Source organism: Halosimplex carlsbadense 2-9-1, assembly GCF_000337455.1.
GTDB lineage: Archaea > Halobacteriota > Halobacteria > Halobacteriales > Haloarculaceae > Halosimplex > Halosimplex carlsbadense.
Window position 1 is genome coordinate 80,240 of sequence record NZ_AOIU01000005.1, and the last position, 16,035, is coordinate 96,274.

Genomic DNA, 16,035 nt, shown 5'->3' on the forward strand with positions numbered 1-16,035 from the left:
TCGGGCGCGGAGAATCGGGTCACAGCTATCGAACTCGGCGGGCGGGCGTCGGCCGGTGGGGCGCACGCGGACCGGCAGCCGGGTCCCGTCGGTCCGGCGGAGTCGCCCCCGGGTCGGGAGTAGAACGGACCGAGAGCCTGCGAGCGCCCGACGGCCGGGAGCGTGAGTGACGTGCCCGACGACCCAGCGGATCCGGACGACGACGGGCCGGGCGCCCGGATCGACGACGTCACCGCTCCGTACAGACCGCCGTGTATCGAAGGCGAGGGAGACAGCGGTCCGATCCTGGGACCGACGGGGAACCTGACCGAGCGCCGCAGGATCTTCGAGACGCTTCCGCAACCCCTTCCGAGCGACGCCGAGGACGGGTCGGTCACCGCCGACTGGAACTCGGTCGCGCTGTTTTTCAACCTGCCGCAGGGGAACCGACCCGGAGACTACTCGACGACGACGACGGCGGACGCGAAGGCGTGGCTCGACGAGGGCGAGGACCCGAGTTCGCCGACCGTCTCGGAGTTCATGACCGACTACTGGGGGACGCTTTCGTACGGGGAGTTCGCCTTCGGCGTCGACACGCCACGCGACGAACACGGTGACCCGCTGGTCCCGACGATATCGGGCGTGAGCTCCGGGAACTGGAAGCAGTTGATCAGAGACTGTCTGGACGCGAACGCGGCGGCGATCTGGGAGGCCGCGGGCGGCCTGTACGTCGACGGGGACGAAGACGGCAAGCCGTGGATCCCGTCGGTCGTGCTCGTGCAGAACTATTCGGTCACGGCCAGCGCCGGCTTCAGCGGCTTCGACCACACCGTCGACGGGACGACCTACCGCGTCGGGGACCAGACGCACGTCACGTTCGACCTCGGCAACCACAGGACCGAAGACATCGGCTACGTCGCGGCCGAGGCGACCGGGAGCGGCCCCGCCGGAACGGTCGACGGCGTCACCGACGACTGGTCGACGGTCACGTTCGACGGAACGCACTCGGAACGGCCGGTCGTCGTCGGCTCGCTCCAGACGTTCGAAGGGTCCGACACGGCGGGGCTCCGGATGCGCTCGCGGTCGCCCGCCGACGCCGAGGTCGCCGTCGAGGAGGAACGCTCGATGAACGCCGAGACGGACCACGTCCCGGAGACCGTCGGCTACCTCGCCGTGGAGGACGGGGAGATAACCGACAGCGACGGCGTGCAGATCGGCGAGGCCGGAACCGTTCGGACCGACCAGAGCGACGGCGAGGAGTGGCACTCGGTGTCGCTGGACGCGGGCTACGCGGACCCCGTCGTACTGACACAGGTGATGAGCTACGAGGGGACCCAGCCCGCGCACACGCGGCTCAGAGACGTCGGTACGCGGTCGTTCGAGTTCCAGATAGAGGAGTGGGACTACCAGAACCAGCGGCACGTGACCGAGTCGGTCGGCTACGTCGTCCTCGAGAGCGGCGACCACGAGTTGCCCGACGGAACCGACCTGTCGGTCGGGACGGTTAAGACAGACATGGAGTGGGAGCCGGTGTCGCTGTCGGGGCTGTCCGACGGGTCGGACCCGGTCGTACTCAGTCACGCCCAGACGCGGAGGGGCAACCAGGCGGTCGTCACGCGCCAGCGCGACGCGAGCGCCGACGGCTTCGGCGTGCGGTTGCAGGAGGAGGAAGCCAACAACCGGCGGTGGTGGGGGTCGCCGCTGGCCCACGAGTACGCCCACAACTTCCTGGAGTTCGGCGACCTGTACTCGCCGACGGGGGCGACGCTGTACTGGGACCTGCTCGGCGACGGGTCGATCCCCGCGAAGATGTCGGAGGTGTCGAGCGTACACAAAGAACGGGTCGGCTGGCTGGAGTTCACCGAGGTGGTCGAGGGGTCCAGCGCCGCCGGCTACGCGAACGAGTTCTCGCTGGAGCCGTACACGACCTCGGGCGACGCAGTGAAAGTCGTCCCCGACCCCGAGAACAACCCCCACGAGTACTTCGTCGTCGAGTTCCGCGGACCGACCGGTGAGGAGGTGTGGCGTCCGGACCGCGCCCTCTCCGAGTCGGGGCTGTTGATCACGCACGTCAACGAGCGGATCCTCTCGCTGACCGGTGGGGACGTCAGGCCGGCCCACATGAACTGGTTCCTGAGCGAGGCGCCGTACTTCGACCCGGAGTTCGCGGACTACAGCGGCGAGGGCGGCCCGCTCCGCGGTGCCGACCTGGAGGGCGCGCTCTTCACGGGCGAGTCAGGACGCGCCCTCTTCGCCCCCCACACGGAACCGAGCAGCGACTTCTACGGCGGGCGGTCGTCGACGCTCTCGATCTCCGATATCACCGTCGAGGACGGTAGCGCCTCGTTCTGGCTGCGCCTGGACCCGATCAGCCACGAGCGGCTGTGGGAGTGTGCGGCGGCGGACCGCGGCGTCGCCGGCCGGTTCACGAGCGACGACCCCGAGGCGCGCGACGAGGTCTTCTTCCGCGACGACGACGCGGCGGCGCTGCTCGCCCACGACGAGACGAAGTGGTTCGTCCGCACCCGACAGGAGGGGCAGATCGACGGCTGGAACCTCGGGAGCCGCGACCGCGAGCTCGTCGGCGACTTCGACGGTGACGGTCGCGAGGAGATCTACGTCCGGAGCGACGGCTGGGCCGGGATCTTCCAGTGGGCCGGCGAGCGCTTCGAGGCTCCCACGGTCGTCGGGGACGAGGTCGGCGACTGGACGCTGACCGCCCGGGACGACGAGGTCGCGGCCGACGTCGACGGCGACGGCCGCGACGAGATACTCGCGCTCCGCGACGACGGAGCCGCCGTCCTCTCGTGGGACGGGGGGTTCGACGTGGCGGCGACCCACGGCGGGACGGTCGGCGAGTACTCGCTCTCCCCGCGTGACACCGCCGTCGCGGGCCGATTCACCGGGTCCGGCGGCGAGGAGGTCGTCGTCGTCGGCGACGACGGCCTGGCCCTGGTGGGCTGGGACGAGACCGCCGGCGCGCTCGACACGGCGGCGGTCCATCCCGAGGCGGTCGGCGACTGGACGCTCGGCGCCGACGACGACCTCGCGGTCGCGGACCTGGACGGCGACGGCCGGGACGAGCTGTACGTCCGCAAGACGGTCTCCTCCCCAGCCGTCAACGAGGCCGCCGTCCTCTCCTGGGACGGCGACGGGTTCGAGTCGGTCTGGCACCGCACGAACGACCTCAAGGGACTCGAGAACGCCCAGGACCGGCTCACGCTCGGGTCCGAGGACCGGTCGTACGGCGGGCAGTTCCTCCCGCACCACGCGCGGCCGAACCGGGGCGGGATCGCTCACGTCGCCGACGACAGGGTCTCGCTGCTCTCGTGGGACGACGACAGCGACGAACTCCGCGTCGAGAGTTTCGAACGGGGCGGCTGGTTCGACTGGACCGGCGAGACGGGGGTCGTGCTCGGGGACTTCCACCGGACCGGCGCCGAGACCTCGGAGGGCGACCGCTTCATCACCGACGAGGGCACCGACCTGTTCCTCCACAACGAGTGGGGGACCGGCACCATGGGCGTCGACATCCGCCAGCATCAGGTCGGCGGCGCGAACGTGCGGTCGTTCGACGTGTTCTGGCGCCAGCCCGACTACCTGATGAGCCTGTACGAGCCGTCGCTGGTCGCGGACGTGCGCAACGACCAGCCGGTCGACGCCGACGAGACGGTCGAGTTCGTCGCGACCCCGCGGGGCGTCGAGGACGTCGACGACTGGTCCGTCGAGTGGGCCTACCGGGACGGCGACGGGAACCACCAGCGGATGGGCACCAGCGACCCCGGAGCGGTCTTCGAGTTCGACGGGTTCCCCGTCTCCGACACGGGGCCGGGCTCCGATGGCCACGAGATCGTCGGTATCCGAGCGCGGGCGACCCGCGGCGACGAGACGCTCACCGACCGCTTCACCGTCGAGTTCCGCCCGAACGAACGGACCCGGGAGTTCGACTCGAACCAGGCGCTGAGCGGGGCGCTGTCCGACGACGGCACGGTCGTCCCCGCGACCGAGACCGACACGCTCCCGGTGGGCGACGACGCCGAGAACGTCTCGACTCAGGCGATGTTGACGTTCGACCTCCTGCTCCCGGACGATCTCTCGCCGTCGGCGATAACGGACGCGACGCTGAACCTCGTCCTCCGACCGCCGGAGGGGGACCCCTACGGCGACCTGCTGGAGCTGAGCGCGGTCCACGTCGATTACGGCGACGCGATCGAGCCGTCGGACTACAATACGAGGTCGCTCAGGCTGTTGCCGGGCCGTTCGGTCGTCCCCTTCGAGGACGGCTGGGGCGGCCGACAGGTTGACGTGACGAGAGCCGTCCGCCACGCCTGGGAGACTCGGGCCGACCGCGACGACCGCGTCCAGTTCGTCCTCTATCACAGCCAGGGAACCGACGACGATTCGACGGCCGACTACTCGCGGCTCGCCGCCGACGACCCGGACGGGTCGAGTCACAACTCGCTGCTCCGGGTGCGCTACGACACCGAGAACTGACGGGTCGTCGGTCGCCGGCCGCTCACTCGCGGCCGGCGAGGACATCGCGGCCCGGTGACGGCCGCGAAGCGGGAACGGCGAAGCGACTGGGGTCGACGCCGCTCGTCAGTCCAGCCGCCGGACGGTGTCCTCGTCGGCGAAGACGTAGAGGCAGTCGTTGCTGTAGGAGCGGCCGAGTTGGTCGGCGTCCTCACAGCAGAGGACGCGGCCGTCCTCCATGACGTAGAGGTTGTCGATGTTGATCAGCGCGTCGTCGGCCACGTCGGCCGGGTCGGTGGCGTCCGGGCCGACGATGACCGGTTCCAGCGTCGTGATATCGTAGTTCGAGTCGAGGGTTCCGCGGTAGACGACGCCGCCGTCGACGCGGTCGAGCCGGAGGTCGCCCGTGTCGTCCGCCAGGTCGTCGTTGAACTCCGAGAGCGCGAAGTAGACGTAGTCGCCGCCCATCGCACCCTCGACGCTGTCGACGCCCTCGGCCTTGTTGAACTCGATGGAAGCACCGATCTCCTTGGCGGCCGCGCGGGTCTCCAGGAACGGCACCTTCCGGAGGTCGTCGTCGACGTTGTCGGGGTCGTTGGCGCTCCACTGGTCGGCCCACTCGACGATCTCCTCGTTCGTGACGTAGTCGGCGTTGCCGTTCTCGACGACCTCGCGGTCGGCCGCCTCCAGGACCTCGGCGGTGACCTCGTCGCCCTCGGTCCACGAAGAGTGGGTCGCGAGGTAGTCGACTTGGGTCACGTCGTCGTACTCGGCGATCCAGTCGGCGACCTCGCCGTTGGTGGCGCTACCGAGCGGCCACCACTCGATCTCCAGGTCGACCTCGGCGGGCGAGGAGCCGGCGACCGCGTCGGCGTTGGTGATCTTCGGCGCGTACAGCGTCCCCTCGACGTCCATCGGGTCGTCGTAGCTCGGGATCGGCTCCTCGGCGACGAACTTGTAGACGCCCTTGCTGTCGCCGTCGGAGCACTCGTAGACGGTCCGCTCGTCGCTCTGGACGTCCGGCGCCTCCCAGGCGGCCCGACCCATCACGTAGTACTTGACGGGCTGGGGCGTCTCGGCGGCCGGCTCGCGGATATCGACGTGGTAACCGTAGCGGTAAGGGTTGGGGTAGCCGTCGCCGATCGGCTCGGTCGTGTTCGCCTGCTCGGCGCTGTCGGCGTGGGGCGGCGCGGCCTGGTCGACGCGGTCGGCGCCCAGGTAGTACGCCAGTAGCTCGACGCCGGTCATCGCCCAGTAGCCCTGGACGGACCACGACTCCTCGCCGTAGTACTCGTCGACGGCGGACTGGATCTCGCTGGGGTTCGGCCGGTTCCAGAACTGACAGGCGCCGATCAGCCCTTTCCCGGAGCCCGCGTCGACGATGTCGCCGACGTTTGCCGTCAGCGAGACGCGCGGGTGGGCGTAGTTCTCCTCCGAGGAGAGCATCGTGTCCCACGGGCTCTTGTCGCCGTAGCAGTTGATCCGCGTCCCGCCGATCTCGCGGAACGCCTCGGTGTTGGCGAGATTGATGGCGTTGTCCAGATCCGCGTGCCACTCGCCGTCGTCCTTGTGCAGCGGGATCCGCGAGACGTTGCCCGGGCTGTTCTCCCAGTTGGTGAACAGGTACCCCTCCGTGCGCGCGCCGTCGGTGGCGACGAACTGGTTGCAGTCGGGGTTGTAGCCGGCGTCGCCGTACTGCGTCCCCGCGAAGTTCCGCGTGGTGAGGTCCCAGCCGTCCGGCGTCTGGACGACGCCGAGTCGCTCGCTCCCCCCGTCGATCGGGTCCTGTTCCTGCGCGAGTGGTGTGTACTCCCCTTCCGCGCCGCGGACTCGCCCCCGCTCGTCCTCCGTCGAGGGCGTCGACAGCTCCTCGAAGTCGTCGTTCGTCCCCGAGAAGTCGAAGTTGAAGCCGCTGAAGTAGCCGATGCTCGCGCGGTTGAACTCGCCGGGGTTGTCCCGGCTCGGGTGCTGCAGGCTGTAGAGCAGTTCGCCGTCGTCGAAGACGTACGGCCCCGTGACCTCCGCGCCCAGCGCCGTCGAGGAGAAGCGCTTGAGGTCGCCGCGCACCGTCGGCGCCCCCGCTGTCTGTTCGTCGTCTGCAGTCTCGGCGCTCGCCACGCCGGAGACGCTCGCACCGAGCGCCGCCGCCGCGGACGAGGCCATCAGCGTCCGTCGATTGAGGTCGACCATGCGTCCGACGGGTTAGTTGATCAGTAAATGAAACCTTATAATAGAGCTACAACGATGTCCGATACGAACGGAGTGATAGGGAGCGCTATGTAGAAGCCGGCGACCGAGCGGTACGGCCGCGGTCGGGCGATCCCACGGGTGTCGGCGGGAGAATCGACCGGAAAATCGGTGTCGCTCTCAGGCGGGGTCGGCCGCCGGTTCGACGCCGCGCTCGGCGGCCTCGGCCCGGATCTCCTCGGCCCGTCGCCGGACGGCGCCGACGTAGCGCTCGATCTCCGTCGGTTTCTTCCCGTAGAAGGAGGCGACCCAGTTGGTGTCGGTGCCGGCCATCGTCAGGAAGTAGGCCGCCATCGTGTCGCGGCCGGCCTGGACGACCTCCGGCGGGACGCCGCGGTGGCCGGTGCCCTCCTCCTGGAAGCCGTTCGTGTCGAAGTACACGTCGGCGTACAGCGTCGCCTTCTCCGGGTCGGCGAAGCTGATATCGGTGTGTTCGGGCGCCTCGAAGCGGTACTGCGGATGCTCGGCGCCGTCGGGGACGAACTCGACGACGCGCACGTCGAGCGGGTAGTCTTCGTGGACGGTCTCCTCCGCGGTCGATGGGTCGGCGTCGTGGTCTACCATGATGGGGCTCGGCGTCCGTCGGCGCCAGCGGGCGAGCGCCGCGGACCCCGTGTAGGAGACGGATGCCGGCCGATCCGGTTGAACGTTGCTAGGAGGGAGTTGTCCCCGAACGTAGCGCTCGGTACCGCTATGGAGACGGAGACCCGGCCCTACAGCCGGGAGACCGCGGACGGATCACCAACTTTCGAGCGATCGCCGAGTGGACGCCGACCGTCTGCGCCGGGGCGGTCGTTGACCGTCCGTTCGAATCGGCCCGCCGATGCTAGCTGTTTGCGGTCATATCGTCATCTATCCAATCGCTTATTATCGTCTGTGTGCACCTGTCGGTACCCGGGTGGGGTACATGGGTTCGAAGGCTTTCGCAGCGTTTGCCACGCTTCTGATCGTGTTGAGTCCGGTCGCGACGACCGCGCAAGCATCCAGTTTGTCGCCGTCGGCAACTGTCGATTCGGGCAGTGTGGACGGCCAAGCACAGGCGGGTGTCGTCCAGTCGGTGGGTGACCGGCTGAGCCAGGCGCTGACGGGACTGACCGACGGACTCGTCGACGGGGCCGATCGGTCGGCGAGAGATATCGACCTCACGGTCGAGTCGGTGAGTCTGAATCCGTCGAATCCGGACGCGGGCGAAGTGACCGACATCTGCGCCACGATCTACAACGACGGGTCCGAGACGGCGGAGTCCGTGGAACTGCTGGGCTACGTCGACGGCCAGCACGTCGCGACGTTCGTGACCCAGACCGTCGGTCCCGGTGAGTCCGAGCCCGCGGCGTGTACGGGCCACCACGAGTTCGAGCCGGGAACGCACACGGTGACGGTGGAGGTCGACCCCGACGACCACAAGGCGGAGACCGACGAGCGGAACAACGAGCGGTCGATGTCGGTGTCCGTCGAGGGGAGCTACGGGTCCGTTCGCGGGCAGGTCCTCGGAGAGGACGGGCGGCCCGTCGCGGGCGCACGAGTGTACTTTTCCCACCCCGAGATCGGCGGCACCCGAACCGACGACAACGGGGAGTACGCCTTCTCGGAGGTGCCGACCGGCGAGTACGACGTGGAGATCCAGGCGGGCTGTGAGTACGACGGCGATACCAGACCCGTCAGCGTCACCGAGGGCGATACGGCGGTCGCGGACTTCAGGTTGAACAGGGTCACGTACGACATCCGGCTCGACTCCGAGCCGGTCGACGCGTACCTCTCCGGCGGCGGCACGTTCGGCTGTCTCGAGGAGACGACTATCGAAGCCCCCGAGACCGTCGACGGCTACGAGTTCCAGGAGTGGCAGGCCGACGGTGAGACGTTCAGCACGGACGCCGTCGAGACGATCACCGTCAACACCGACCGCGACCTCACCGCGGTCTACGCGGAGCCCGGCGAGCCCGACCTCGAACTCGCGGATCTGGAGGTCTCGCCGTCGAACCCTGACGAGGGCGAGTCGACCACCATCACGGCAGCGGTCGCAAACACCGGTGAGTCGCGCGCAAACGGTGCTGATCTGGAGGTCACCGCCGGCAGCAACGTCCTCCGACACGACGGCATCTATCTCGACCCCGGCGACCGGGTCACCGTCGAGTTCGACTGGCGCGCCGAGGAGGGCACCGACGCCGTCGAGGCCGAGATCGACTACAACGACCGGATCGAGGAGGAAGACGAGACCAACAATCGGGCGTTCGAGTCCGTCTCCGTCGCGAACCGGAAGCCGAACCTCGTCGTCACGGACGTCCGTCCGAACCCCTCGTCACCCGAGGACGGCGACCGGGTGGAGTTCGACGTTCGGATCGAGAACGTCGGTGAGGCCGGCGCCGAGGACTTCGGCGTCCGGTTGGACGTCGGCGACGAGACGTTCAGTCAGACGAACCTCGATCTCGGCGCCGGCGACGGGCGGACGGTCTCGCTCGGCTCGTGGGGCGCGACGCCGGGCGTCGACAGCGCGAGCGCCGAGGTCGACTTCCGCGACGGCGTCGACGAGCGCGACGAGTCCGACAACACGGCGACCGTCGACTTCTCGGTGGCCGACCCACAGCCGAACCTGCGGGTGACCGACGTCGAGTGGCGACCCACCGAGCCCAGCGCCGACGAACCCGTCGAGTTCCGGGCCACCGTCCGCAACACCGGCGATGCGTCCGTCGGAGACGCCCGGGTCCGGATCGCCGCCGACGGGAGCGCCGTCGACTTCCCCGCCACGGTGAACGTCGGCGCCGGCGACGCCGTCCGGACCGGCTGGATGGGCGGCGAATCGTTCGACTCCGGGTCCCACGACATCGTCGCCGTCGCCGACCCCGACGACCGGATCGACGAGACCAGCGAGAGCGACAACCGACACGCCGAGACGCTCTCGATCGACGCGACCGCGGGGAGCGTCTCCGGTCGCATGACCGACGACGACGGCGAGGCCATCGCCGGCGCGCGGGTGTATCTGGACCCGCGGACCGAGACCCGGACGGACTCGCAGGGGCGGTACTCGTTCTCCGGCGTCGACGCCGGCGAGTACGAACTGGAGGTCGTCGCGGGCTCGTGCTACGACAACCCCACGAGGACGATCACCGTCGACGGCGGCGACACCGTGACCGAGGACTTCCGGCTGGATTCGCAGTCCTACACCGTTCGGCTGGACGCCGAACCGGTCGACGTCGACGCCCGTGGGGAGGGCGTCTACGACTGCGGCAGCGAGGTCGATATCACTGTCCCCCGGACGAGCGGTGGCTACGAGTTCAGCCACTGGGAGACCCGCGACGGCGAGCGCGTCCGCGAGACGGCCAGTTTCGCGCTGAGTTACCTGACCGACGATCACGACCTCGTCGCCCAGTACAAGCGGGACGGGGAGCCGGACCTGGCGGTCACCGACATCACGTGGCGACCCACCGAGCCGACCGAGGGCGATCCGGTCACCTACACCGTCGAGATCGCCAATCACGGCGATGCCCGTGCGACCGGGTTCGACCTCGAACTGTTCGTCGAAAACGACCTGCTCAGACAGCCGGACGTCGACCTTGGGCCGGGCGAGTCGGTGGCCGTCGAATTCAGCTCCTGGGAGGCCGTCGCGGGGACCTACGAGGCCGACGCGACGGTCGACGCCAGCGACACCGTCGACGAATCGAACGAGGGCAACAACGAACGCGCGGAGACGGTCCGAGTCGCCGAACCGGCCGAGTACGCGGTCGACCTCGATTCGGAACCGATCGCGGTCCCGCTCGACGGGGGCGGCACGTACACCGAGGGCGAGGACGCATTTCTCTCCGCGCCCGAACAGCGCGACGGCTACGAGTTCAGTCACTGGGAGAGCCGCGACGGCGCCCGGGTAAGCACCGAGCCGACGTACGAACTGGAGGGCATCGACGGCGACTACCGCCTCACCGCGGTGTACGAGCGGACCGGCCGACCCGACCTGGTGGTCGAGGCGGTCGAAGTCCGGCCCGCAGACCCGACGGGCGACGACCCCGTCGAGATCCGTTACACTGTCGCCAACGACGGGACCGTCGCCGCCGCCGAGAGCCGGGCGGTCCTCTCCGTCGACGGCGACGGCAGAGACGCCACGACCGTCCGAGAACTGGAACCGGGCGAAATGACGACCACCGACTGGATCGACGTCGGAACGCTCGGGACCGGCGACCACGAGGTCGCCGTCGAGACCGACGTGACCGACGAGGTCGACGAGCGCGACGAGTCAGACAACCGACGGACCGAGCGGGTCGTCGTCTCGGAAGCCGTCGGGCAGATCGAGGGCACGGTCACCGACGCCGAGGGAGAACCGATCGAGGGCGCCGAGGTGACGCTGGGCGGTGAGACGACCGTCCGAACGAACTGGAACGGCGAATACGCGTTCACCGAAGTCGCCGTCGGTGACCGGACGCTGGAGGTCACCGCCGACGGCTACGAGTCGACGACGCGACGGGTCACGGTCGTCGCCGGCGACACCGCGACCGAGGAGATCAGCCTCGGGGCGGTGACCTACACCGTCCGCCTCGACGCCGAGCCGGTCTCGGTCCGCCTCGACGGAGCCGGCCAGTACGAAGCGGGCGAGGACGTTTCGGTCTCGGCCCCGCTGACCCTCGACGGCTACCGGTTCGAAGGCTGGTACACCGCCGACGGCGACTTCTACGCCGACGAGCGCGAACTCGCTATCGAGGACATCGACCGCAGTTACGACCTGGTCGCACGCTACGGCGAGCGCGAGCGGCCGAATCTGGTCGTCTCCGAGGTCGACGTGCCGAGCGACCTCCGGGAGGGCGACAGCGTCACCCTCGCAGTCGAAGTCGCCAACACCGGCGACCGCGACGCCGAGCGGACCGATCTCGAACTCGCGGTCGGCGAGGAGACGTTCCGTGAGACGGTCGAACTCGCGGGCGACGGTTCGGAGACCTACACGTTCGAGTGGACGGCGACAGCCGACACTCGGACGGTGAGTGCGGCGGTCGACCCCGAAGACGAAATCGACGAATCCGACGAAACGGACAACCGCGCCACACGCCCGGTCGAGGTGTCCCAGCCGACGGCCACGCCCGTCGAGGGCGGAACCGTCGTCGTCACCGTCGACGAGGAAGACCTGTCGCGAGCAGACGACTTCACCGCGCGGGTCTGGGTCGACAACGAAGCCCGCGAGAAGCGGGTCGGCGCCGACGGGCGAACGACCTTCGAGGGAGTTCCCGCGGGCGAGCACTTCCTGGGCGTCGAGTCCACGGACGGCGCGTTCGACCAGCGCTTCCGGCGCGAAGTCGACGCCGGCGCCGAGACCACCGTCGACGTCGACGTACCCGACCTGCTACGAGTTGAGGGCCAGGTCCAGGCGAATGGCGGCGAGTCGGTCGAGGGCGTCGTCGTCGAGATCGACGGGCGGACCGCGACCACCGGCAGTGACGGGATGTACTCGTTCGACCGGTTCCAGCCCGACCACTACGTGGCGACCGTCTACGAGAGCGACGCGCGGGAGACGATACTCTGGAAACACGAGATCGCGTTCGAGCGCGACGACACCGACCGGCACATCGTGCTCCCCCAGACCGAGTCGGAGCTGGAGAGTCAGGACTACGTCACGGCCGGCGTCGACTCGATCCCCGAGGAGCTGGTCACCGGGCTCCTCCTCGGGAACACGGGCGTCAAGTACAACTTCCCGGGAGCGCACACCGAAGGGTACGCGTTTACCAGCGGGTTCAAATACGGCGTCGCCGGGAAGCTGGTCGAGGAGGGCGAGTCACTGGCCGACCTCCTCGAAGTCGACCCGATGCAGACGGTCGACGCGCTGGTGCGGCTGGGCAACGCGTTCCTCGACGAACCGATCGGGACCGGCGCCGAACTCGGCGAGGCGACCGTCGAGGGCGTCAAGAAGGACGCCTGGAGCGTTCCTGCCGGAGACCGCCGCTCGATGAACCCCTACGACGAGCCGAAGCTGGAGCGGTGGTTCCAGAACGGCTACGACTCGGGCTACCGCAGTATGGCGATCTCCCTGTACGTCGTCCCCGTCTCGAAGCTCGCCAAGGGCTCGAAGGTCTCGAAGGGACTGACGAAGCTCGACCTGAACAAGTTCACCAAGAGCCTGAGCAAGGTCAGCCCGAACGTTCGCGGGAAGATCAAAGGGAAGATCCGAGCGTACTCCGGGAAGTCGGACGTCGATGTCAGTACGTATCTTTCCGAGACTGGTGATAGCGGCGGGAAATTGCTCGATCAGGTCGACGAGCAGACAGGTACAGAGATCCTTCGGAAGTACGAAAACAGCGATTTAGACCCGGATATCATCCGGCAGTACGGGAACGGCGATGTCGATTCAGAGACGATGGTCGCGGCCATCCGGGAGATCGACGGTCTGGATGACCCGTACAAACAGGATGCGACGGAGCTAATCGAAAAGACCGACGATGCCGGGCTAAAACTCATCGATGAGCTCGGCGATTCCAACGATGGTGCACTCCGGAACGTCCTCGAACTCGACGCCGATGTCGGTACGTATCTCTCCGAGACAGGAGACAGTGGCAGGAAAGTAATCGAGCGATTAGACGAGGACACCGGAGCCGAAGTCATCCGGAAGTACAACAGTGGACAGCTGGATGATACCGATACTGAGCGGTTAGGCTCCCTCCTCGAAGGCGGATTGAAGCAACAGCAGGTCCGGCGGTTGCTCGACTTCTCGTTCGACGGATCCGGACAACTCCGGAAGAATGTGCTACGCCACGGTGACGAAGTCGGGGCACGGCGCGTCGACGGGTACATTGACGATATCAGCACCGCACGCTCCCACGACAGGATCGAAAACGCCGATGGACTGACCGACGAAGCGGCAGAAGAGGGCGCCAGTGCCTCTCAGATCCGTGGACAGGCCGGCGAAGCCAAACGAGCGATCCATCACGCGGAGAGGGGAGACAATGTAGTCGTCGAACCGGGCAGGAACGATCACTACGACCTGCTGGTGAGCCGAGACAGCGGCACAGAATATGTGGAGATCAAAACTCGAAGTATTGACGGCGATATCGATTACAACTACGTGAGTGACAAGTTGAGCGAGATGAAACGGAAACAACGCAACGCTAGGTCCGATTCGGACTTCGATCTCGCAGACACCGAACAGGTGTTGGAGATCAATACCGGATCCGCTGCCGCAGATCTCGAAACTGCGAAGGATGCTGCGAAACAAGCGATGAACGACCGGGCAAATGTCGCGGCCGATACGATCCGCCTCGTGGCCGATGACGGGACCACGGTCGTAGTCTCATCCAGTTCATGACCCATCCTGGCACCTGTCACGTCCCGATCTCCACAGATCCAGGTGTGAGCTGGACGTTCGTGGTGTCGCTAGATATTACGAGTTACGGTGCGCAGGTCGACGTGATGAGTGATTTCTGTGAACGGGTTTTTCGTTCGTTCGCCGGTTTTCTGACCCCCATCGAGATGTCGTACCAGGTCCGGCGATACACTGAACAACAGAATCCGATCAATGGGGCGGCGACGTGTGAGTCGGTTGCCCGGACGAGTGAAACGCTCCGGGACGATACCGGCCTCTCGAGCGCCGATTTCGCGGACTCGCTCGACCGAGTCGAGTTCCCGGGCGAGTGGATACCGCGGATCTCTTTCGACGATCACCGGATACTGGTTCAACTGGACTGTGGCGAGCGGCTCATCGATCGCGGCGATTGCCGACAGTACAAGCACGGGAAGCCGGCAGACCTCGATGCGACGTGGGCGCCCCTCGATGTTGAACTGGTCTGCAATCGAAATCGCCAGTACGACTCCATCGACTCCGAGTACGTCGTGCAGGTCTCGGTGAGTCTCTCGAGTGACCTCTGGCTTGAGCGGACGGAGATCGGTGAAGCGAATCGCGACTACCTGGCCGCGTTTCTCGAACGGATTGAGGATGCCGTACGAGCGGAGCACGTAGAACGGGACGTGTATCGAACGGCGAACTTCTGGGTCGATTTCGGTATTGGCGACCGTGCCGACGAATTCGATCCGAGTACGCTCTACTAGCGAGCGCCGAACGTATCTGGAAGACCGGCACAGCTGTTCGGACGACGATCAGATGTCCCCTGCGTGAAGACAGATTCGTCGGTGGATTGGCGGCCAAAATACTGGATTCGGGGACTACGCTACCAGCGAATCGATGTAGTCTTCTCTGCGTAACCGAGGCAAACATCGAACTCTCTGGCCAGCTGTCGGAGTCGTGCTTGGGAAATCACGAGAGGTCATCCGGGAGTAACAACTCGGCGTTCTTTCGTAACTGGTGCCAGAGTGTGACCATCGATTTTCTATTCTATGGATTCGCACGTCGGCGTGGATGTGGCAAGCGGATCCTGGATCGTTCTTGGAGAGCAGTCGGTCCCTATTCGCCAGAACGGACATCCACCGCCATCTCGGCGAACAGTTCCTGCGTGAAGCCCGGGTGACGGCGGCTCGTGCCGGCCGTCACGGTGTAGTAGACCAGATTCTCGTCCTGTCCGAAGACGGCGACGTTCCGGAGGTCGTCCTCGGTCGTGAACGTCGTCTGCCAGCCCTCGAAGCCCGCAACGTCGACGCGGGAGGTGTTCGCCCCGTCGAACGACCCGAGGTGGTCCTGTAGCGCCGATTCGGCCGCTGACGACGACTCGTAGATGATCGCGACCGAGACGAGCGCGACCGGCTGTTCGCCGACCCGGCTCCGGTTCTCGAGGACGAACGTCCGCCTGTTCTGCTTGCGGATCTGCTGGGTCCGGAGTGCCGTGTCGTCGCCCGACGCGATCTGTGTCGACCCACCAGTGAAATTGTAGTCCATGCTGAGGTCCGAGAGCCTGATCGCGATCTCGCCGGTGTCCGTCTCTTCGACCGTGTACAGCCCTGACTCGGGACCGGCGTCGGTCCCACCGGCGGTCGGCCCGTCCCCGCCGGTCGGCCCGTTCCCGCTGTTCGGTCCCCCCTCTGCGACCGTCGCAGACGGCGGCGCCTCCGTAGCAGTACTCTGATCCGACTCGAACACGCCCTGAATCCCGTTACACCCCGCCGTCGCGGTCAGCGCCACGACGAGAACGCATGCGACCACCCGTTTCATACCCGTTTCTCTGTCAGGTCAGCATCCGCAATAAATCTGTACAACCGGCGAACGAGGGCCGTCCAGCGCGGACTCGACGACACGCACGCCAAGCGGGCACACCTCGTGGACGGGGTCCGCTGGAGTCGAGCGGTCGGCGTCGTGGGTTACCATGGCGGGCCTCGGCGTCCGTCGGCGCCAGCGGGCGAGCGCCGCGATCCGGCGTGCGACCGCGGTCCCGCTCGTCACCACCGTGCCACGGATGGTGACAGTATAGTTATGGATGCTGGCGG

At 67.2% G+C, this 16,035-nt stretch carries 6 protein-coding genes; 3 read left to right on the top strand and 3 right to left on the bottom strand.

Annotated features, from left to right (window positions below; all coding sequences use genetic code 11):
• The first annotated feature begins 162 nt into the window (after positions 1-162).
• Complete coding sequence (locus C475_RS01885; RefSeq protein ID WP_152436305.1) at positions 163-4,473, top strand: FG-GAP repeat domain-containing protein; 4,311 nt, start codon at positions 163-165, stop codon at positions 4,471-4,473.
• 105 nt (positions 4,474-4,578) lie between these two features.
• Here the strand turns inward: C475_RS01885 and C475_RS01890 are convergent, their stop codons facing one another.
• Positions 4,579-6,642: an alkaline phosphatase PhoX gene (locus tag C475_RS01890; RefSeq protein ID WP_006882042.1), complete on the bottom strand. Its 2,064-nt coding sequence runs from the start codon at positions 6,640-6,642 to the stop codon at positions 4,579-4,581.
• Between the two features lie 177 nt (positions 6,643-6,819).
• On the bottom strand, positions 6,820-7,263 hold the full coding sequence (locus tag C475_RS01895; RefSeq protein WP_006882043.1) for a hypothetical protein: 444 nt from the start codon (positions 7,261-7,263) through the stop codon (positions 6,820-6,822).
• Between the two features lie 457 nt (positions 7,264-7,720).
• Between C475_RS01895 and C475_RS01900 the strand changes: the two genes are divergently transcribed.
• On the top strand, positions 7,721-13,969 hold the full coding sequence (locus C475_RS01900) for a CARDB domain-containing protein (RefSeq protein ID WP_006882044.1): 6,249 nt from the start codon (positions 7,721-7,723) through the stop codon (positions 13,967-13,969).
• Positions 13,970-14,013: 44 nt separating this feature from the next.
• Positions 14,014-14,709: a hypothetical protein gene (locus C475_RS01905; protein WP_152436306.1), complete on the top strand. Its 696-nt coding sequence runs from the start codon at positions 14,014-14,016 to the stop codon at positions 14,707-14,709.
• A gap of 352 nt (positions 14,710-15,061) precedes the next feature.
• On the opposite strand, the gene C475_RS01910 is transcribed toward C475_RS01905, so the two are convergent.
• On the bottom strand, positions 15,062-15,763 hold the full coding sequence (locus C475_RS01910; protein ID WP_006882047.1) for a hypothetical protein: 702 nt from the start codon (positions 15,761-15,763) through the stop codon (positions 15,062-15,064).
• Positions 15,764-16,035 lie beyond the last annotated feature (272 nt).